An 18365-nucleotide genomic window follows, 5' to 3' on the forward strand; every position below is an offset into this window, starting at 1 on the left:
TGTAATGCGCTTCGCCTTCCGATTTCGCCCCATCGCCCTGATTGCAGCACTGATTGTGGCCCTCATCGGTATCTTGCTCGGCAACTGGCAACAGGACCGGGCTGCCTACAAGACCGACCTGCAGGCGCGCCAGCTGGCGCGCGCCGCCGAACCGCCATTCACCCTCGGCCCCAACACCACCGCCTCCCCGGATCTTGAATTTCGCCACGTGCGCGTGCACGGCGAATTCGTCGCCGGCTGGCCCGTCCTGCTCGCGAACCGCCCACGCGGGAGCCAGTCCGGGTTCTATCTCGCAATGCCGTTTAAAATAGCGGGTGCCGACGAGCACGTGCTGGTGCTGCGTGGCTGGTTGCCGCGCCAGGCCGAGTTCGACAAGCTGCCAACGTTTGCAACGCCAGCCGGGCCGGTCACGCTCGAAGGACGGCTCGTCCTGTCCGCCGGCAAGGTGATGGAACTGGGCGACGGCCCGCCACTGGCGCCCGGCGCGGCGGTGCAGAACCTGACGCCGCAGGCACTGGCACAGGCAAGCGGCCTGCGCTTGCTGCCGTTCCTGGTGCAGCAGACGCTGCCGGCGACGCCGGCCGACCTGATGGCGCGCGACTGGCCGCTGCCCGAGGCAGGGATCGACAAACACCGCGGCTATGCCTTCCAGTGGTATGCACTGGCGGCGCTGGCCCTTCTTTTTTATGTGATGACGGGATTTCGACGTGGCTCAAGAACAACTCGCTGACCCTGACACCGCGCGCCGCCGCGGCCGCCTCAAGCTGCTGCTGGTGCTGCTGATCTGCGCCGCGCCGCTGATCGTGTCGTACATTACCTTCTACATCGTCAAGCCGACCGACCGCACCAATTACGGCACGATCCTCGATGCGCGCACCCTGCCGATCCCGCAGATGGCCACGACCACGCTCGACGGCCAGCCGCGCACGCTCGCCGACCTGAAAGGCAAATGGGTCATGCTGCGCGTGGGTGGGGGCAAGTGCGACGATGAATGCATGCGCCAGCTGTACGCGATGCGCCAGTGGCGCACGATGCAGGGCAAGAACATGGAACGCATGGAACGCGTGTGGCTGATCACCGACAGTGAACCGCTCGACACCGTCATGATGCGCGAATACGACGGCATGGAATTGCTGCGCGCGCCAGCCGCAACGGTGGCCAAGTGGCTGCCGACCGAAGCGGGCCGCGCCCCGAGCGACCATATCTACCTGATCGACCCGCTGGGCAACCTCATGATGCGCTTCCCGTTCCAGCCCGAACCGGGCCGCGTCTACAAGGACATCGCCAAACTGCTGAAAGCGTCAGCCATCGGCTGAACCACGTTACCCGTAAAGAATCACATGGACCTGTCTTCCCTCATACACCTCGGCCTGATGGGCCTGCTCGTGGCCAGCCTGCCGCTGGCGATCGTCTGGATGTCGTCCGACGCCCACAAATACCGCAAGCTGGTCTGGGTGATGGTGTTTTTGACGTTCGACCTGATCGTGTTCGGCGGCTTCACGCGCCTGACCGACTCTGGCCTGGGCTGTCCGGACTGGCCGGGCTGCTATGGCGAAGCCAACCCGTTCCTGGCCCATGAGCAGATCGCCGCGGCCGAAGCGGCCATGCCGACCGGTCCGGTCACGGTGGCCAAGGCCTGGATCGAGATGATCCACCGCTACCTGGCGATGGGCATCGGCGCGCTGATCCTGGCGCTGCTGTTCACGTCGGTCAAGCAGTGGCGCCGCACGCATGACGCCGTGTTCCAGCCGGCCATGCCGATCGCCTTGCTGGCCTCGGTGCTGGTGCAGGGCGCGTTCGGCGCCTGGACCGTCACGCTCAAGCTGCAACCGGTGATCGTCACGATCCACCTGTTGCTGGGCATGACGCTGCTGGCGATGCTGGTCTGGATGGGCTGCCGCGAAGACGCGCTGCTCAAGCGGCCAGCGCCGCTGCAGGGGCCTGGAGTGGTCGCACGACTGCGCAGTCTGCGCTGGCTGTCGCTGCTTGCCGCCGTCGTGCTCACCGTGCAGATCGCGCTGGGCGGGTGGGTAAGCACTAACTATGCAACCATGGCCTGCGACACGTTCCCGCTGTGCCAGGGTGCGATCGTGCCGGAACTGGACTTCGAACACGGCTTCCACCTGTGGCGTGAACTGGGCAAGACGATGGAAGGGCACTATTTGCCATTCTCGGCGCTGGTAGCGATCCACTGGGTACACCGCGCCTTCGCGCTGGCCGTCGTGCTGGTGCTGGGTCTGGCGGCGTGGCGCGCCTGGCGCCTGCCGGCGCTGGGCAAGACTGCCCGCCTGCTGGTGCTGGTCATGGTGGCGCAGCTGCTGACCGGCATCGCGACCGTGTATTTCAGCTTCCCGCTGGCGATTGCAGTCATGCATAACGCCGGGGCGGCGCTGCTGGTGATTTTGGTGACCATGTTAAACTACCGGGTGAAGTTCCAACTCGACGCGGCCCGCGCTGTCCCAGCGCCCGGACTCGCCGCGTCCGCAAGCACCCATTGATGACAACCCAGACAGCCATCCCCAAACCCCAGAGCCGTTTCTCGCAGTATTGGACCCTGACCAAGCCGCGCGTGACGAAGCTGGCGGTATTCTGCGCCGTGATCGGGATGTTCCTCGCCACGGACGGCTTCCCGGGCTGGCAAACGCTGATCGCCGGCACCGCCGGTATCTGGCTGCTGGCGGCGGCCGCATTCGCTGTCAATTGCCTGGTCGAGGCGCGCGTCGATGCGCGCATGACGCGCACCGCGCGCCGCGCCACCGCCTCGGGCGAACTGAGCACGACGCAGACCGTGGTGTTTTCGTCGATCATCGGCGGCCTGGGCATGCTGGTGCTGTACACGCTCGTCAATCCACTGACCATGTGGCTGACCTTTGTCACATTCGTCGGCTACGCCTTCATCTACACGCTGCTGCTCAAGCCGAACACGTCGCAGAACATCGTTATCGGCGGCCTGTCGGGCGCGATGCCGCCGGCGCTGGGCTGGGCGGCCGTGGCCAACGAAGTCCCGATGGAAGCGTGGCTCTTGGTGCTGATCATTTTCATGTGGACCCCGCCGCACTTCTGGGTGCTGGCGATGTACCGCCGCGAAGACTACGCGCGCTCGGGCCTGCCGATGCTGCCGATCACGCACGGCATGAAGTTCACCGGCCTGCAGGTGTGGCTGTACACGATCGGCCTGGCCGCCACCACCTTGCTGCCGTTCGCGGTCGGCATGAGCGGCCTGATCTACCTGGCGGCCGCGGTGCCCCTCAATGCGGTCTTCCTGCGCCACTCGTGGCGCGTGCACCGCAACTACAGCGATGCGCAGGCGCGCAAGACGTTCACCTGGTCGATCGTTTACCTGTCGCTGCTGTTCGCGGCGCTGCTGGTCGACCATTATTTCAAGTTCTGATAACGGGTTCAAGATGAAACGACTGCTGACCATCGCGGCGTTCTCGGCCGTGGCGTTGTTTGCCACCGGCTGCGACAAGCTGCGCGACAAAGCCCCGGCCTTCCACAACACGGACGTGACGGGCGTCGACTACGCCAAGGGCTTCACGCTGACCGACCACACCGGCAAGGTGCGTACGCTCGAAGACTTCCGCGGCAAGATCGTCGTGATGTTCTTCGGCTACACCCAGTGCCCGGACGTGTGCCCGACCACGATGGCCGAAATGGCGACCGTGCTCAAAGAAATGGGCCCGTCGGCCGACGAAGTGCAGGTGCTGTTCGTCACCGTCGACCCGGAGCGCGACACACAGGAACTGCTGTCGCACTACGTGCCAGCGTTCGACAAGCGTTTCATCGGCCTGTATGGCGATGCCGCCGCGACCGCGAAAGTGGCGAAGGAATTCAAGGTGTTCTACGCCAAGGCGCCCGGCGCCGACGCGAACAGCTACACGGTCGACCACACGGCCGGCAGCTTCGTGTTCGACAAGCAGGGCCAGCTGCGCCTGTTCGTGCGCCATGGCCAGGGCCCAGGCCTGATCGCCCACGACCTGCGCCAACTGCTATGATGCCGTAAACACCACATCCCTGAGGCAGCATGGAGCAGCAACGACCCGGCAGAAACTACACCCGCATCGCCATGGTCATCCTGCTCACGCTGGGCTGCCTCTATGTGCTGCGGCCGTTTTTGCCGGCGATCCTGTTCGCCGCCGCCGTCGCCATCTCGAGCTGGCCGCTGTACCTGCGGCTGCTCACCCGCCTGAACGGCCAGCGCACGATTGCGGCGCTGACCATGACGCTCTCGCTCACGCTGCTGTTCATCATCCCGCTGTCGATGGTCGCCTACAACCTGGGCGACGACGTCGCGCGCGGCTTCGGCGAACTGCGCCTCTTGATCGAGCACCGCGAACTGGCGCCGCCCACCTGGCTGCGCGACATCCCGCTGGTCGGCCCGTCGGTAGAAACCTATCTGAACGACCTGATTGCCAGCCGCGAGCAGATGCTGGCGCTGGCCCAGCGCATGCTCGAACCGGCGCGCCACTGGCTCGTCAAGGGTGGGCTGATGCTGGGTACCGGCGTCGTGCAAATGAGCCTGGCCGCGTTCGTGAGCTTCTTCCTGTACCGCGACGGCAATGGCCTGCTGTCGATCATCGAGGTGACGATGCGCAAGGTGATGGGCGAGGGCGCCGAATCGATCCAGGCCACGGTCAGCCAGACGGTGCGCGGCGTGATGTACGGCCTGCTTGGCACGGCGCTGGCGCAGGCAATCGTCGCCGCCATCGGCTTTGCGATTGCCGGCGTACCGGCCGTGCCACTGCTGTCGGTGCTGATCTTCCTGACGTCGCTGATCCCGTTCGGCCCGCCGCTGATCTGGGGCGGGGCGGCGCTCTGGCTGTTCGCGCAGGGCGAGACGGGCTGGTCGATTTTCATGGCGATCTGGGGCGCGGTCCTGATCAGCGGCGTCGACAACGTCGTGCGCCCGATGCTGATCAGCCGTGGCAGCAGCCTGCCGTTTTTGCTCACGCTGCTCGGCGTCCTGGGCGGCCTGATCGCGTTCGGCTTCATCGGGATGTTCATCGGGCCGGTCTTGCTCGCAGTCGGTTACTCCCTGATGAGCGAGTGGACGGGCACCGAAGATCCGATCGTCAAGCACGACGAAGAACGCATCGTCGAATAGGTTCACGGGAGTTTTCCTGCTGGAACCGTGAGAGGGGTGCGCGAACCCCTGTGCTATCGTCAACAGCACATACTCGTGAACCAACAAGGCGTGATGGATGGCTCGCTTGCCGTGTGCAACCGGGCTGTCTTCGCCTGCTCGAAAGGAATTCAATGAACCGTTTCAACGATAAAACCGTCCTCGTGACCGGCGCCGCATCCGGCATCGGCCTGGCTGCTGCGCGCCGCTTCCTCGATGAAGGCGCCCGCGTCGTCATGCTCGATATCGACGGCGATAAACTCGACAAGGTCGCAGCCGACCTGCCGCAGGACCGCATCCTGGTGCAGGTGGGCGACACCGCCGACAAGGCCACCGCAACGGCCACCGTCAAGGCCACGGTCGAGCGCTTCGGCGGGCTGGATATCCTGATCAACAATGCCGGCATCGCGACGGACGGCGACATCATGGCCACGAGCGAAGAAGACTTCGCGCGCGTCATGGCCGTCAATGTCAGCGGCTACTATCACGTGGCCAAGGCCGCAATGCCCGAACTGGTCAAGACGCGCGGATCGATCGTCATGACGTCATCGGTGTCGGGGCTGGGCGGTGACTGGGAAATGTTTGCCTACAACACGTCGAAAGGCGCGGTCAGCAATATGGTGCGCGCGATGGCGATGGATGCGGCCAAGGATGGGGTGCGCGTGAATGCGGTCAACCCAAGCTTTACCAAGACCGGCTTGACCGAGGATATGGTCAACAAGCCTGAGCTGGTCGCCAAGTTCAACGAGCGCATGCCGCTGGGCGCGCCGGAAGATCCGGAGGGCATTGCGGCTGCGATGGCGTTTCTGGCCAGCGACGATGCACGCCTCATTACTGGTGTGAACTTGCCGGTGGATGCGGGCTTGATGGCGTCGAACGGTCAGCCGCCGCAGTAATCGGTTTGCAGCCCGGCGCAAGCGGTTGGCGTGTCCCGGGCTGCAGGTGATGTCAGACGTCGGTCGGCGCGATCAGCCGCCGCCGATACCGACAATCACGTGGCCGCTGCCGCCGCATTGCGGGCATGCCTTGCCGTCCGGGAGTGTGCCCTTTCCGGCGCAGGCATCGCAGATGTCTTCGCCGGTACCGGGCGTGCCGGGTTCGGCATCGTCGCCGGGATTCAGGTCGTGTTCGGGATGAATGCTCATGATGGTCCTCGTTGCTGATCGGTCAACCGATTGTAGTGAGGTTTCCTGGCAGGTGGCGCGAGGCAGGCACTGCGGGAAATTGCAGTGCCTGAATTGCTGGTCGGACAACGGTTCGGCGGTCCGGGCATGATCCCGTCTCGCCGACAATCGTTTTACTTCTGCATGCTGTAACGCTCGAGCCAGTGCGCATACGGCGCCGGCAGCACCCAGGTCGGACGCTCGATGCCCAGCTCCTTGGCGGCTTCCAGCGGGTAGTGCGGATTGGCCAGGTGAGCGCGGCCGACCATGACCAGGTCCAGCTGCTCGTCAGCCACGGCGCGCTCAGCCAGATGCGGACCATCGAAGCCCCACGCCGACGCGACCGGGATGCCGGCTTCGTCACGCACGCGCTTGGCCACCGGGCCCAGGAAGGCCGGGCCCCACGGGATATTCACATCCGGAATCGTGAAGTTGACGCTGACGCTCAGCATGTCCAGACCGCGCTGGCGCATCATGCGCACCAATTCGATCGACTCGTTCACCGTTTGTTCATCGTTGCCATCGTATTCGATGACGCCAAGGCGCGCGGTCAGCGGCAGGTTGGCCGGCCAGACTTCGCGCACGGCCTCAAGCGTTTCGAGCAGGAAGCGGCTGCGGCCGGCGAAATCACCGCCGTACTGGTCGGTGCGCTTGTTGGAGTGCGGCGAGAAGAAGCTCTGGCCCAGGTAGCCGTGGGCGAAGTGCAATTCGAGCCATTCGAAGCCGGCAGCAAGCGCGCGACGGGCAGCGTCGACGAAATTGGCTTTCACGCGCGCGATGTCGTCCAGCGTCATTTCCTTCGGCACTTTCGGCAGGTTGTTGCCGAAGGCAATCGCCGATGGGGCGATGGTATCCCACCCATACGCATCTTCCGACGGGATGTGGTCGTCGCCTTCCCACGGACGGTTGGCGCTGGCCTTGCGGCCGGCGTGGCCGATCTGGATGCCGGCGACCGCACCGGCGGCCTTGATACGGGCCGCGATGTGGGCCATGCCCTCGACCTGCGCATCATTCCACAGGCCGGTGCAGCCCGGGGTGATCCGGCCTTCCGGCGACACTGCGGTCGCTTCCACGATGACCAGGCCGGCGCCGCCACGGGCAATGCTGGCGTAATGCGTCTGATGCCAGTCATTGACGAAGCCGTCGTTGGCGGTGTACTGGCACATTGGCGGCACCGCGATGCGGTTGCGCAACGTGACGTCTTTGAGGGTGAACGGTGTAAATAAGGCGGCCATAAATTTTTCGTTTTCGTAACAAGAGGGTCAAGCCGCGGTCTGCGCCGCGGCGGTCGGCCAGTATAGAAGGAAGGCGGAAAACGTGCTGGCGAGGCCAGCATTTTGCAGTCGGACCGGCCGATTTGTGTCCAGCGCCCATCGTGGAAGTTTCCGCCAGCGCCCTTGTGATAATCTTGTCGGTCGCTCACTTTCAGGGACCACCATGACCTTGCCCGTCGTTGCTATTTTTGTTGCCAAGCCCGGTTTGGAAGAGAAACTGGAAACACTGTTACGCAGCGTCGTCGAGCCGACGCTGCTCGAGGAAGGGTGCATCAGTTATCAGGTGAACCGCGATATCGCCAATCCACGGCGCTTCGTATTTACCGAGGAATGGCAGAGCAAAGCTGACCTGGACCGGCATCTTGCAGCGCCACATCTGCGGATGCTGTCGCAGCAGGTACCTGAACTCATCGAATCCAGCGATGTGTTCTTGCTGGCGAAGCTTGTCGGCGGTGCGCCATAAACTGCTCATCAATGTGTACATCCCAGGAATCCAGGCGCTATTGGGCAATGAACTTGCAGGGTCGGTTACTGGCCCAGGTGGCGTGAAAACGCGAATCGGACGCCGGCCTGGCGATGTTCGGCATTTACCCATGTCTGATCAGTTTAAGGAGGGCGTGAAGGCGATACAGCGTGGAGTCACCGCTGGCACGTCCCCCGGGTCGGCAAATGCTCGTCGAAATAGTTGGTGACTTTTCTGGCTTGGCAACCTGCTAAGCTGACACAACGGTGAAGCTGGGTTAAAGGCCTGTGTGCAAATAAACCGCCAGCAGTTCAATCCAACGGCGCGTGCCTCAACTCACTTCTCGCCAAGGCACTGATTTCGTCCGGCCTTGGATTTTTTTCAGTCGTTTTGTAACGCATTGGAGAATTGCATGAAAATCACTGAATCGATTCTCGCCGCTTCCGTGGCTTTGTCTGCCTCTTCATTTGCCCAGGTTCAGGACTCGGCGCCGGTCACCAGCGCCGCAGAGTCGCTGGAATCCGCACAGAACGTGATCGTCAGCGCGCGCCGCTTTCATGTTGAACCACGCGAGTTTGCAAACTACGAATACGCCTATACGCTTAGCAATGGCGAAACGGTTCGCTTCAGCCGCCGGGTAGGACGTTTCTATGTGTCGATCAAAGGCTACGAACGCATAGAAATCCTTCCTTCCAGTTCCGACCAGTTTGTGAGCAGAGGCGGCGCGACGCTGATTTTTACGGAAGGCGGCGATGCGCTGACTATCGACAATTATGAGCTGCTTCGGGAAGAATCAGGCCCCCGGATCATCTACGCATTCGATGCTTTAATGTAGGCTCGTCTTTACGGCCGGTGTTCAGCGTGTTTGTTTCCTGAATATGATGGATCGCGAACTGCCTCGTTCGGCTACCAGTGGACATCCATGATGCTGGTGCCAACGCGGCTGGCTTTCACTTCTCGTTCAAGAAAGCGGCGAGTTCTTCATGCCCGCCAATGCGCTTGCCGTCAATATAAGTCTGCGGCGTCGTCTCGACGCCCTCGGCCTGCATGAACGAATCGACTTCGCTCCGGGTCGTCAACTGATGATCCTCGACCTGGTAACCCGCCTGTTGCAATAAGTCGAGCGATGCGACGCCGAACGGACAAGTATGTTCAGGGGTGACCATGCGGTGCAGTGTTGCTTGCTTCGATTCCATTGAAAATAACCTTTCTTGAATGGCCCGGGTGATTGTGGCAACGCGACGGGCCGTGACATCGGAAGATCGAGATCAGGCGTGTGGTACGGGCCGCGCCGTGCGTCAACCCACGCATACCCATAAAACACGCGGGTGAGATTACTCGGCAATGACCTTCGTCTTTGTAAACATGCGGGCCATGGTCTCAGCATCGATCGCCTGCATATCGACCAATTTCAGCGACTTAACTATGATTCCTCCAAAGGAAATCCGGTGCAGGTTGGCGCCAGTTCGCTCAAAAGGATTGGTCATGACTGTCATGTCTGCCTCTCGGTGGTAAAGACGATTCGGTCAGGTGGCGAGGCTATCGCCGGCTGCCAGCAATGACCGAACATCGCGCAGCGGCGGCTTGCCGAAAGCACGGCTGTATTCGCGATTGAACTGACTGGCACTTTCATACCCCACGACGAAACCTGCACTTGCAGCATCCATGCCGTCTGTCAGCATGCGCCGCCGCGCTTCGTGCAGACGCAGTTTTTTCTGGTACTGAAGTGGCGTCATCGAGGTCATGAGGCGGAAATGGTGATGCAGCGTAGACACGCCCATGCAGGCGATTTGCGCAAGTTCTTCGATACGAAGAGGTTCAGTGAAATGATCCCTGATCCATTCGACCGCTTTGGCAGTCTGCTGACTGTTGTCGCCTGATGTCGCAATCGCGCGAAGGCGTTGCCCTTCAGCGCTTTGAAGAATGCGGAAAATAATCTCACGTTCAATCAACGCGCTCATGAAAGGGATTTCAGCCGGCACACTTTGCAGGTCGATCAGCCGCAAAAAGGCATCAAGCATTTCTGCGGTCGTTTCCGCCGTCGTCATGCCCGGTTCGCCGTTGTTCATTCCCGTAATAGTCGCCGACACCCCTGCGAGCATCTCCCGGACAACGCCCATGTCCAACTTGAGCCTGATACACAAATAAGGTGCTTCCGGGCTGGCCTCTACAACCTGGCTCGTCACCGGCAGATCGATCGAGGTAATCAGAAAATGCGACGCATCGTAATCAAAGCGCATGGGCCCCAGCATCACCCGTTTCTTCCCCTGCAGGACCACAGCCACGCTCGGCTCATACGTAACGGAGTCTGGCACCGTCGGCGCGATATAGCGATACAGCGTCACACCGGGAATCGACGTCGAAAAACTCGGCTCGGCGCCAACCAGTGGTATGACGCGGTCGACCAACTGCATTCTGAGTGTGTCACGTCGGCTCGGTGAAGAATCCGGGGAGAGAACAGGCGTTTGAGCGGACGAATTCATGGTTCTTTACTGGATTTATTTCATTCAAGGATAAGACGTGTAACTGGCCATGCCTACCGAATTCACGCTCGTCAGAGGATCAGGCAATAAATCAGGAGGATGAGGATACCGTTTGAATCGTGCGCCCCGCAAGCTGGTCATATTCGTACAGACATACTTTGCCTTGCCAGGGGAATTGAATGCATCGTCGATGAAACGATCACGGCTCCCAATCATTGAACACGCAAAACGAACAGGATACCGAACCCATGAACCATCCAGAACAGCTGGCAGTTTCACGTCGAGAATTTCTTGTCACCGGCTCGGCCGCCGCTGCGGTCAGCATGCTGCCGATCGACGCCAACGCGCAGGCACAACATACCGGGTCAGGTACGCCGACAACGGTGGCGATCCAGGTCAACGGCACGAAACACCGCATCGAACTCGATACCCGTACTACGCTGCTCGATACACTGCGTGAGCACCTGCACCTGACTGGCACGAAAAAAGGCTGTGACCAGGGGCAGTGCGGGGCATGCACCGTACTCGTCAATGGACAGCGCATCAATTCTTGCCTGACGCTTGCTGTCATGCACGATGGCGACAGTATCACCACGATTGAAGGGCTGGGGACGCCTCAGCGCCTGCACGCCATGCAGCAAGCCTTCGTCAAGCATGACGGTTTTCAGTGCGGCTACTGCACGCCAGGCCAGATCTGTTCGGCCGTGGCAGTTCTCGACGAAATCAAGGCAGATATTCCAAGCCACGTAACGGCCAATCTCACCACCAGGGCGGTGCTGAGTACAGACGAACTGCGGGAGCGTATGAGCGGCAATATTTGCCGATGCGGCGCCTATTCGAACATCATCGACGCCATCACGGAAGTCGCCGGTGCAACGGTCGTGAAAGGGCAGCCATGAAAGCCTTTACCTACGAGCGCGCCCATTCTGCAGCCGAAGCGGCATCTGCAGCTGCCCGACACCCTGGCGCGAAATACATTGCAGGCGGAACGAATTTGCTCGATTTGATGAAGCTGGAGATTGAAACTCCGGTTCACCTGATCGACGTGAATGGACTGGGACTCGACAAGATCGAATCCATGGCTGATGGCGGACTGCGCATTGGCGCACTGGTGCGCAACACGGCGTTGGCCTCTCACCAGTTAGTGCGGCGCGACTATGGGCTGCTGTCCCGTGCACTGCTTGCCGGTGCGTCCGCGCAACTGCGCAACAAAGCGACGACAGCCGGCAATCTGCTGCAGCGGACGCGGTGCCCGTATTTCTACGACACCAATCAGGCATGCAATAAACGCCGTCCTGGCAGCGGTTGCAGCGCGATCGGTGGGTACAGCCGTCAGCACGCCGTGCTGGGCGCGAGCGACGCATGCATTGCAACTTATCCGGGCGACATGGCGGTGGCCATGCGCGCACTGGACGCGACGGTCGAGACAGTCAACGCAGGCGGTGCGAGCCGCACGATCCCTATCGCAAATTTCTACCGTTTGCCCGGCACCACGCCCCATGTCGAAAACACGCTGCAGCCCGGTGAACTGATCACTGCCGTCACGCTGCCACCTCCGATTGGGGGCACGCACATCTATCGCAAGGTACGCGACCGCGCATCCTATGCGTTTGCGTTGATCTCGGTCGGCGCCATCGTGCAAGCGGATGGCACTGCACGCATTGCACTGGGAGGAATGGCTCACATGCCATGGAGGGTAGAGGCAGCCGAACGCGCCATGTCCAGTGGCGACAAGGCCGGCATGGCCCAGCTGCTGGCAGGCGCCAGGACGACCCCTGAAAACGCATTCAAGTTGACACTGGCCGAGCGCACCCTCGCGTCGGTGCTGGCGCAAGCAAGGAGCACACAGTCATGAAATTCGATACCCCCGCTACAACCAATCCCATCGACCAGATGAAGGTCGTTGGTCATCCAGCCGATCGGGTAGATGGCCCATGCAAGGTCACTGGCACCGCCACCTATGCTTATGAACAGCACGAGGCTGCGCCGGACGCCGTGTATGGTTACGTCATTGGCGCGGCGATTGCGAAGGGAACAATCGAAGCGATCGACACGAGGGCGGCCAGCCGGGCGCCGGGAGTGCTGGCCGTGATCAGCGCCGACAACGCAGGCAAGCTGGACAAGGGTGAGTTTTACGCAGCGCGGGCTCTGGCCGGACCTGATGTGGACCATTACCACCAGGCGGTCGCCATTGTTGTCGCGCAGACCTTCGAGCAGGCGCGGTCAGCTGCGCAACTGGTGCGGGTGCACTACCGACGTGGCAACGGCGTATTCGATCTGGCCGCTGCGAAAGATGGCGCACCGCCCCCGAAGCCAGGCCCGTATTCGCCACCGGCTGAAACGTCCGTGGGGGATTTTGAAGGCGCTTTTGCCAGGGCGGCCGTCAAGCTCGATGCGCATTTCACGACGCCAGACCAGTCACATGCAATGATGGAACCCCATGCGACCATTGCAGTCTGGAAGGGACAAAAGCTGACGCTGTGGACCTCGGTTCAACAAGTCAATTGGGGCGTACGCGATCTGGCGAAAACACTTGGCATTGCCAAGGAAGACGTACACATCATTACACCCTACATCGGCGGCGGGTTTGGCGGCAAGGGAACGATTCTGTCGGATGCAGTTCTTGCCGCCGTCGCCGCGCGCAAGGTGCGGCGCCCAGTCAAGGTAACGCTGCAACGCGCGCTCATGTTCAACAATGTGACGCACCGGCCCGCCACGATCCAGCGCGTACGGATCGGCGCGTCTCGCGACGGCAAGATCGAGGCCATAGGGCACGAAAGCTGGTCTGGCAACATCGAAGGCGGCAGGCCGGAAGCGGCCACTGCAGCCACCCGGCTGCTGTATGCCGGCCCGCACAGAATGACGCGCCTGCGTCTCGCACATCTGGACCTGCCCGAGGGAAGTGCGATGCGCGCGCCTGGCGAAGCACCCGGCATGATGGCACTTGAAATTGCGATGGATGAGATGGCCGAGAAACTGGGCCAGGATCCCGTGGCATTCCGTATCCTCAATGATACCCAGGTCGATCCGGAAGACCCGAAGCGGCCATTTTCAACGCGACAGCTCGTCAAATGCCTGGAAACCGGGGCGAAGCAGTTTGGCTGGAGCGAACGCAATGCACGACCGGGCAGCCGGCGTGACGGTCGCTGGCTGGTTGGCATCGGCATGGCCTCTGCCATCCGCGGTGCACCTGTTACGAAGTCAGCAGCACGGGTCCGCCTCGACCACCGCGGCATCGTCACGGTGGAAACCGACATGACCGATATCGGCACGGGCAGCTACACGATCATCGCCCAGACGGCAGCAGAGATGATGGGCGTTGGCATCGACAAGGTGCGCGTCAGCCTGGGCGATTCGCACTTCCCGGAGTCTGCCGGTTCAGGGGGGCAATGGGGCGCAGCGTCTTCCACGGCAGGCGTGTACGCGGCCTGCGTCAAATTGCGCGAAGCGGTGGCGAAACAACTGGAACTGGATCCTGCGACTGCCGAGTTTGCCGGTGGCCTGATACGCGCCGGCAATCGCAGCGTGCCACTGACCCATGCTGCAAGGTGGCGCGACCTGGTCGGGGAAGATGTCATGGAATACGGTGACCTGGCCAAGCGTTATGCAATCCAGACGTTCGGTGCCCACTTTGTGGAAGTGGGCGTCGATGCTGCCACCGGTGAAATCCGCGTGCGGCGCATGCTTGCCGTTTGTTCTGCAGGTCGCATCATCAATCCCAAGACCGCGCGTAGCCAGGTGATCGGTGGCATGACGATGGGCATCGGGGCCGCCTTGATGGAAGAACTCGTCGTCGACAAACGGGTCGGTTTTTTTGTCAACCATGATCTTGCAGGTTACGAAGTGCCGGTGCATGCCGATGTGCCTCACCTCGATGCAATCTTCCTTGATGAAACAGACCCCACGATTGCGCCGCTCAAAGCGAAAGGAGTGGGCGAACTTGGCATCAGTGGCGTTGCTGCTGCGATCGCCAACGCCGTCTACAACGCGACTGGCGTACGGGTCAGGGAATATCCGGTCACGCTGGACAAACTGCTTGGCGGTTTGCCGCCTGTGGCGTAAGCAGTCCATCTTCTGCACTATCGGGTCACAGGGACATCCATGAAACCTATCATCGTAGCAACACTATCGCTCTTTCTTGCCGCACCCGCTTTCTCGCAAACTGCGACAGGACAGGCCAAGCCAGGGACTGCGGCCCAAGGCGCCGACGCCAGACCGGGCGAAATGACGATTGCCCGCGCCGGCAGCCAGGCATCAATCAAAGGGCCAGCGGAGAACTTTACCGGTAACGTCCGGGTCGACCCGGTATTTGGCGCACACCCGCCAGTCACCACCTCGGCCGGCGCCGTCACGTTCGAACCACGCGCCCGATCGGCCTGGCATACCCACCCTGCAGGGCAGGTCCTCGTTGTGACGTCAGGCGTGGGGCGGATTCAGCAGTGGGGCCGCAAAGCCGAAGACATCCGTCCCGGTGACGTGATCTGGACCCCGCCGGGCGTCAAGCACTGGCACGGCGCTGCGCCGACCACGGCGATGACCCATATCGCCATTCAGGATGCGGTAGGGGGCAAAACCGTCGAGTGGCTGGAGAAAGTCAGCGATGAGCAGTACGCGCAATAAGTCCGTCATGCCAAACAGCGGGCTCGCGCTTGCATTGCTTGGCTGCGCAAGCTGGTTCGCCATGTCAGGCGATGCAAGTGCGCAGCCGGGCGCACGTGTGCCCAGCTCAACACCGCCAACCAAAGGAGTCCCCATGGCTGCACCAGCATTCGACAATTACACCCAAAAACTGTTGTTTGACGACGTGTGGAAGCGCCCGGGCCTGTCGCAACGTGACCGGTCGCTCGTCACCATTGCGGTACTCGTTTCCAGAAACGCGACAGCGGAACTGCCTTCCTACCTGGCAAGGGCTCTGGACGCCGGGGTCAAGCCTGGCGAAATAGCGGAGATCATCACCCACCTCGCTTTTTATTCGGGCTGGCCGAATGCAAGCGGGGCCGCAACTGCGGCGGAAGCCGTGTTTGCTCAACGCCAGATCGATGCTTCGCAACTGCCGCCGGCAAGGGTCGCGTTGCTGCCTCTTGACAAAGAAGCAGAGGAAAAGCGCGCCAGGACAGTAGAAGAGAATTTTGGCCAGGTGTCGCCGGGCGTGGTGAAGTACACGACCGAGGCGTTGTTCCGGGACCTTTGGCTGCGTCCTGGGCTTGCACCGCGTGATCGCAGCATGGTCACGGTCAGTGCCCTAGTGACGTCCGGGCAGGTAGCGCAAATCACCTATCACCTGAGCCGCGCCATGGACAACGGCCTGACCGAAAAAGAAGCGGGGGAAATGCTGACGCAACTGGCGTTCTATGCCGGTTGGCCAAACGTGTTCTCCGCGATGCCCGTTTTCAAGGACGTGTTCAGCAAGCGCGCAGGTACTGTGGGCAAGTAATCCTCATCGGAACATGGACCTCGCGCCAGCGTCGCTCTGTCGGGCAGATTTCGGTAAGCAGGGGAGGGGAGCTCAGAGGTTCAAGGTTGAACTGGCAATCGGACCATCCGTTTCGGATCGAAGGCATCCATTGCCGGTCACCCGACACTGAGTCACTTGCATCGCATCGATTGCACAACCTCAGAATTCGCTCCCTGCCCGAATCGAATACACTGAAACACCCTATCTATCAGGAGCCAGTATGCGAACGAAACGCGCCACTCAGATTGTCTTTGCCATTGCCAGCCTCTTTGCAGTGCAGGCATTTGCGCAGCAACCGACCATCAAACCCGGGCTGTGGCAGATCGATATGACGCTGTCCGACAAGGCGGCGGGCAATCCGCTGGGGGGTTATCTCGAGCTGATGAAAAGCCAGGTGGCGCTGATGACGCCCGAGCAGCGCGCGCAGATTGACAAGATGATGGCTGCCAGCGGCACTGAACTGAATGGCGATGGGTTGCGCACGAGGCAGTGCATTACCCAGCAAAACATCAACGACTTCGATTTGTTCGGGAAAAAGGGTGCGGATTCCTGCACCAAGAAGATGACACCCATCGCAGGCGGGATGAATGTGAACATGGTCTGCACCCAGCCCCGGATGAAGGTCGACGCCGTCCTGAAGGCCGAGAGTGACACATCGTACCGGTTCGATTCAGTCACTACCGTACCGGGGCCGGGCGGCGCCGATATCAGCCAGAATGCAAGCGGTACCGGAAAGTGGCTGGGAAGCGACTGTGCCAAGACCGGGGCAGCGGCTACTGGCCGGTAACGGGCGGCCGCGCGACGTGATAGTCGAGGTCACGGCCAGCCCTTATCGCCCGTTCACGCCAGGACAAACATGCACGCCACGGCAATCCCCATCACCGACGTGCAGAGCCAACCAAGGATCTTCAGGCGCCGGGAGATTGTTAGTGCGCCCATGATGTCGCGCCGCGCTGCCATCAGCATCATCACGGCCATGATCGGGATCGATACGACGCCGTTGATGACGGCGCTCCAGTAGAGCGCCTTGATCGGATCGATGGGTGCGTAGATCAGGATGACCCCGAGCAGCGTCGCCAGGACGATGATCGCATAGAAGCGGGGCGCTACCGCAGGCTTGTCTTGCAGGCTGTTTTTCCATTCAAATGTGCCCGCCATTGCGTAGGCAGCAGATCCCGCAAGCACGGGAATTGCCAGCAGGCCGGTGCCGATGATGCCAAGGCTGAACAGGATGAATGCGAATTCGCCGGCAATCGGCCGCAGCGCTTCGGCCGCCTGCGCCGACGAAGCAATGTCGGTGACGCCGTGCAGATGCAAGGTCACGGCAAAGGTCAGCATGATGGCGAAGGCCACGACGTTCGAAAAACCCATGCCGATATAGGTGTCGACCTTGATCCGGTCGAGGCTTGCCTTCGCTTCGTCCGGCGCATATTTGAGTGCCCTTGCATCCGGTAGTGCACGCAGGTTCTCGACTTCTTGCGATGACTGCCAGAAAAACAGATACGGGCTGATGGTCGTGCCGAAGACAGCAACAATCGTCGTGATATACGCCGCGTTCCATGGCAGCTGCGGGAACGTGACCAGGCCGACCGCGACCGTGGCCCACGGCACCCTGACGACGAACACGGTCGCGACGTAGGCCAGCAGTGCCAGCGTCATCCATTTCAGGATGCGCACGTAGCGTGTGTAGGGAATCATCACCTGCAGCACGGCGGGCAATGCACCGAAGCCGATGGCATACACGTGCGCGGGGCCACCCAAGACCAGGCGCAGGGCGTCGCCCATGGCTGCGATGTCGGCGGCGATATTAATGATGTTCGCGATCAGCAACAACATGACGATCGCATACAGCAACGGCTTTGAATAATGTCGCCGGATATTGGTGGCCAAACCATGGCCGGTTACCACGCCAATCCGGGCGCTGACAACCTGGATGCCCACCATCAGCGGATAGGTAAATAACAGCGTCCACAGCAACCCGAAACCAAACTGCGCACCGGCCTGCGAATAGGTTGCAATACCGCTTGGATCGTCGTCTGCCGCCCCGGTGATCAGGCCGGGTCCCAGTTTGGATAGCCATGTGTCGGATTTTGCTGCGGACGTCGGCAAGGACTGATCCATGAGAGATGCTTTCTTGTTTCTGCCAGCCCTTGCGCAGAAGGTCCTGCAAACAACGGATGCGTGATAAAAATGAGATCGGCCATGTAGCGCCATCTCGCACGAGTCTAACGTGTAAATTCCCTCTGTAGGATAAATCTTACAAAAACCGCCTTATCGACATGGCGCCGGGTGCGTCAGCCGGTGGCCGCATCAACAACACGTTGGCACCCGAATTCATGCCACTGTCATCATGCCGAATTAGCATCCCCACGTCAGCGCCGCCGGTATCGCGCTGACAACTTCTG

21 protein-coding genes are annotated in these 18365 nt (G+C 61.3%); 15 read left to right on the forward strand and 6 right to left on the reverse strand.

Annotated features, from left to right (window positions below; genetic code table 11):
* Positions 1 to 4: 4 nt before the first annotated feature.
* From AC56LN_RS14640 to budC, 7 genes are all read left to right on the forward strand, one after another.
* Positions 5 to 730, forward strand: coding sequence for an SURF1 family protein (locus AC56LN_RS14640; RefSeq protein ID WP_499572747.1), 726 nt, complete (start codon positions 5 to 7; stop codon positions 728 to 730).
* Positions 708 to 1316 (forward strand): SCO family protein, encoded by a 609-nt coding sequence (locus AC56LN_RS14645; RefSeq protein WP_499572749.1) that lies wholly within the window; start codon positions 708 to 710, stop codon positions 1314 to 1316. The genes AC56LN_RS14640 and AC56LN_RS14645 overlap by 23 nt, the downstream gene beginning before the upstream one ends.
* Positions 1317 to 1340: 24 nt before the next feature.
* A complete protein-coding gene (locus AC56LN_RS14650) occupies positions 1341 to 2498 on the forward strand; it encodes a COX15/CtaA family protein (RefSeq protein ID WP_499572751.1) in 1158 nt (385 codons plus the stop codon).
* Complete coding sequence (gene cyoE, locus AC56LN_RS14655; protein ID WP_258836573.1) at positions 2498 to 3391, forward strand: heme o synthase; 894 nt, start codon at positions 2498 to 2500, stop codon at positions 3389 to 3391. The genes AC56LN_RS14650 and cyoE overlap by 1 nt, the downstream gene beginning before the upstream one ends.
* A 13-nt stretch (positions 3392 to 3404) precedes the next feature.
* On the forward strand, positions 3405 to 3995 hold the full coding sequence (locus AC56LN_RS14660) for an SCO family protein (RefSeq protein WP_482897447.1): 591 nt from the start codon (positions 3405 to 3407) through the stop codon (positions 3993 to 3995).
* Between the two features lie 29 nt (positions 3996 to 4024).
* Entirely contained in the window at positions 4025 to 5104 is a 1080-nt protein-coding gene (locus AC56LN_RS14665; protein WP_499572753.1) for an AI-2E family transporter, read from the forward strand.
* A 152-nt stretch (positions 5105 to 5256) separates the two neighbouring features.
* Entirely contained in the window at positions 5257 to 6018 is a 762-nt protein-coding gene (budC, locus tag AC56LN_RS14670; protein WP_499572755.1) for a meso-2,3-butanediol dehydrogenase, read from the forward strand.
* A gap of 72 nt (positions 6019 to 6090) precedes the next feature.
* Here the strand turns inward: budC and AC56LN_RS14675 are convergent, their stop codons facing one another.
* Both AC56LN_RS14675 and AC56LN_RS14680 read right to left on the reverse strand, forming a co-directional pair.
* On the reverse strand, positions 6091 to 6267 hold the full coding sequence (locus AC56LN_RS14675; protein WP_499500953.1) for a hypothetical protein: 177 nt from the start codon (positions 6265 to 6267) through the stop codon (positions 6091 to 6093).
* Between the two features lie 152 nt (positions 6268 to 6419).
* Complete coding sequence (locus AC56LN_RS14680) at positions 6420 to 7520, reverse strand: NADH:flavin oxidoreductase/NADH oxidase (RefSeq protein WP_499572757.1); 1101 nt, start codon at positions 7518 to 7520, stop codon at positions 6420 to 6422.
* 202 nt (positions 7521 to 7722) lie between these two features.
* On the opposite strand from AC56LN_RS14680, the gene AC56LN_RS14685 reads away from it, so the two are divergent.
* Together AC56LN_RS14685 and AC56LN_RS14690 are read left to right on the forward strand one after the other, a co-directional pair.
* A complete protein-coding gene (locus AC56LN_RS14685; RefSeq protein ID WP_499572759.1) occupies positions 7723 to 8022 on the forward strand; it encodes a putative quinol monooxygenase in 300 nt (99 codons plus the stop codon).
* Positions 8023 to 8434: 412 nt separating this feature from the next.
* The gene (locus tag AC56LN_RS14690) at positions 8435 to 8857 is read left to right on the forward strand and encodes a hypothetical protein (protein WP_499572761.1); all 423 of its coding nucleotides are present in this window, start codon (positions 8435 to 8437) and stop codon (positions 8855 to 8857) included.
* Positions 8858 to 8972: 115 nt separating this feature from the next.
* Here AC56LN_RS14690 and AC56LN_RS14695 read toward each other — a convergent pair whose 3' ends face one another.
* The 3 genes from AC56LN_RS14695 to AC56LN_RS14705 all read right to left on the reverse strand — a co-directional run bounded on the left by AC56LN_RS14695 (position 8973) and on the right by AC56LN_RS14705 (position 10505).
* Positions 8973 to 9218: a glutaredoxin domain-containing protein gene (locus AC56LN_RS14695; protein WP_499559971.1), complete on the reverse strand. Its 246-nt coding sequence runs from the start codon at positions 9216 to 9218 to the stop codon at positions 8973 to 8975.
* Positions 9219 to 9356: 138 nt separating this feature from the next.
* A complete protein-coding gene (locus AC56LN_RS14700; protein WP_499572763.1) occupies positions 9357 to 9518 on the reverse strand; it encodes a hypothetical protein in 162 nt (53 codons plus the stop codon).
* Between the two features lie 30 nt (positions 9519 to 9548).
* A complete protein-coding gene (locus tag AC56LN_RS14705) occupies positions 9549 to 10505 on the reverse strand; it encodes an AraC family transcriptional regulator (protein WP_499572765.1) in 957 nt (318 codons plus the stop codon).
* A gap of 248 nt (positions 10506 to 10753) precedes the next feature.
* Here AC56LN_RS14705 and paoA point away from each other — a divergent pair, with 248 nt between their 5' ends.
* The 6 genes from paoA (at position 10754) to AC56LN_RS14735 (ending at position 16747) form a co-directional block, all read left to right on the forward strand.
* Positions 10754 to 11404: an aldehyde dehydrogenase iron-sulfur subunit PaoA gene (paoA, locus tag AC56LN_RS14710; RefSeq protein ID WP_499572766.1), complete on the forward strand. Its 651-nt coding sequence runs from the start codon at positions 10754 to 10756 to the stop codon at positions 11402 to 11404.
* The gene (locus AC56LN_RS14715; RefSeq protein WP_499572768.1) at positions 11401 to 12360 is read left to right on the forward strand and encodes an FAD binding domain-containing protein; all 960 of its coding nucleotides are present in this window, start codon (positions 11401 to 11403) and stop codon (positions 12358 to 12360) included. The genes paoA and AC56LN_RS14715 overlap by 4 nt, the downstream gene beginning before the upstream one ends.
* The gene (gene paoC, locus AC56LN_RS14720) at positions 12357 to 14567 is read left to right on the forward strand and encodes an aldehyde oxidoreductase molybdenum-binding subunit PaoC (protein ID WP_499572770.1); all 2211 of its coding nucleotides are present in this window, start codon (positions 12357 to 12359) and stop codon (positions 14565 to 14567) included. Before AC56LN_RS14715 ends, paoC begins: the two co-directional genes overlap by 4 nt.
* Positions 14568 to 14606: 39 nt before the next feature.
* A complete protein-coding gene (locus tag AC56LN_RS14725; RefSeq protein WP_499572772.1) occupies positions 14607 to 15125 on the forward strand; it encodes a (R)-mandelonitrile lyase in 519 nt (172 codons plus the stop codon).
* Between the two features lie 133 nt (positions 15126 to 15258).
* The gene (locus tag AC56LN_RS14730; RefSeq protein ID WP_499572774.1) at positions 15259 to 15939 is read left to right on the forward strand and encodes a carboxymuconolactone decarboxylase family protein; all 681 of its coding nucleotides are present in this window, start codon (positions 15259 to 15261) and stop codon (positions 15937 to 15939) included.
* Between the two features lie 241 nt (positions 15940 to 16180).
* Positions 16181 to 16747 (forward strand): DUF3617 domain-containing protein, encoded by a 567-nt coding sequence (locus AC56LN_RS14735; RefSeq protein ID WP_499572776.1) that lies wholly within the window; start codon positions 16181 to 16183, stop codon positions 16745 to 16747.
* Positions 16748 to 16800: 53 nt separating this feature from the next.
* Here AC56LN_RS14735 and AC56LN_RS14740 read toward each other — a convergent pair whose 3' ends face one another.
* The gene (locus AC56LN_RS14740; RefSeq protein WP_499572778.1) at positions 16801 to 18081 is read right to left on the reverse strand and encodes an Nramp family divalent metal transporter; all 1281 of its coding nucleotides are present in this window, start codon (positions 18079 to 18081) and stop codon (positions 16801 to 16803) included.
* Positions 18082 to 18365 lie beyond the last annotated feature (284 nt).

This window comes from Telluria sp. ZT3P26, from assembly GCF_059686035.1.

Excerpts from the sequence above, each read along its gene's own strand:
- AC56LN_RS14640 (WP_499572747.1), top strand. The coding sequence starts at position 5 with ATGCGCTTCGCCTTCCGATTTCGCCCCATCGCCCTGATTGCAGCACTG.
- AC56LN_RS14650 (WP_499572751.1), top strand. The coding sequence starts at position 1,341 with ATGGACCTGTCTTCCCTCATACACCTCGGCCTGATGGGCCTGCTCGTG.
- cyoE (WP_258836573.1), top strand. The coding sequence starts at position 2,498 with ATGACAACCCAGACAGCCATCCCCAAACCCCAGAGCCGTTTCTCGCAG.
- AC56LN_RS14660 (WP_482897447.1), top strand. The coding sequence starts at position 3,405 with ATGAAACGACTGCTGACCATCGCGGCGTTCTCGGCCGTGGCGTTGTTT.
- AC56LN_RS14665 (WP_499572753.1), top strand. The coding sequence starts at position 4,025 with ATGGAGCAGCAACGACCCGGCAGAAACTACACCCGCATCGCCATGGTC.
- budC (WP_499572755.1), top strand. The coding sequence starts at position 5,257 with ATGAACCGTTTCAACGATAAAACCGTCCTCGTGACCGGCGCCGCATCC.
- AC56LN_RS14675 (WP_499500953.1), bottom strand. The coding sequence starts at position 6,267 with ATGAGCATTCATCCCGAACACGACCTGAATCCCGGCGACGATGCCGAA.
- AC56LN_RS14680 (WP_499572757.1), bottom strand. The coding sequence starts at position 7,520 with ATGGCCGCCTTATTTACACCGTTCACCCTCAAAGACGTCACGTTGCGC.
- AC56LN_RS14685 (WP_499572759.1), top strand. The coding sequence starts at position 7,723 with ATGACCTTGCCCGTCGTTGCTATTTTTGTTGCCAAGCCCGGTTTGGAA.
- AC56LN_RS14690 (WP_499572761.1), top strand. The coding sequence starts at position 8,435 with ATGAAAATCACTGAATCGATTCTCGCCGCTTCCGTGGCTTTGTCTGCC.
- AC56LN_RS14695 (WP_499559971.1), bottom strand. The coding sequence starts at position 9,218 with ATGGAATCGAAGCAAGCAACACTGCACCGCATGGTCACCCCTGAACAT.
- AC56LN_RS14700 (WP_499572763.1), bottom strand. The coding sequence starts at position 9,518 with ATGACAGTCATGACCAATCCTTTTGAGCGAACTGGCGCCAACCTGCAC.
- AC56LN_RS14705 (WP_499572765.1), bottom strand. The coding sequence starts at position 10,505 with ATGAATTCGTCCGCTCAAACGCCTGTTCTCTCCCCGGATTCTTCACCG.
- paoA (WP_499572766.1), top strand. The coding sequence starts at position 10,754 with ATGAACCATCCAGAACAGCTGGCAGTTTCACGTCGAGAATTTCTTGTC.
- AC56LN_RS14715 (WP_499572768.1), top strand. The coding sequence starts at position 11,401 with ATGAAAGCCTTTACCTACGAGCGCGCCCATTCTGCAGCCGAAGCGGCA.
- paoC (WP_499572770.1), top strand. The coding sequence starts at position 12,357 with ATGAAATTCGATACCCCCGCTACAACCAATCCCATCGACCAGATGAAG.
- AC56LN_RS14725 (WP_499572772.1), top strand. The coding sequence starts at position 14,607 with ATGAAACCTATCATCGTAGCAACACTATCGCTCTTTCTTGCCGCACCC.
- AC56LN_RS14730 (WP_499572774.1), top strand. The coding sequence starts at position 15,259 with ATGGCTGCACCAGCATTCGACAATTACACCCAAAAACTGTTGTTTGAC.
- AC56LN_RS14735 (WP_499572776.1), top strand. The coding sequence starts at position 16,181 with ATGCGAACGAAACGCGCCACTCAGATTGTCTTTGCCATTGCCAGCCTC.
- AC56LN_RS14740 (WP_499572778.1), bottom strand. The coding sequence starts at position 18,081 with ATGGATCAGTCCTTGCCGACGTCCGCAGCAAAATCCGACACATGGCTA.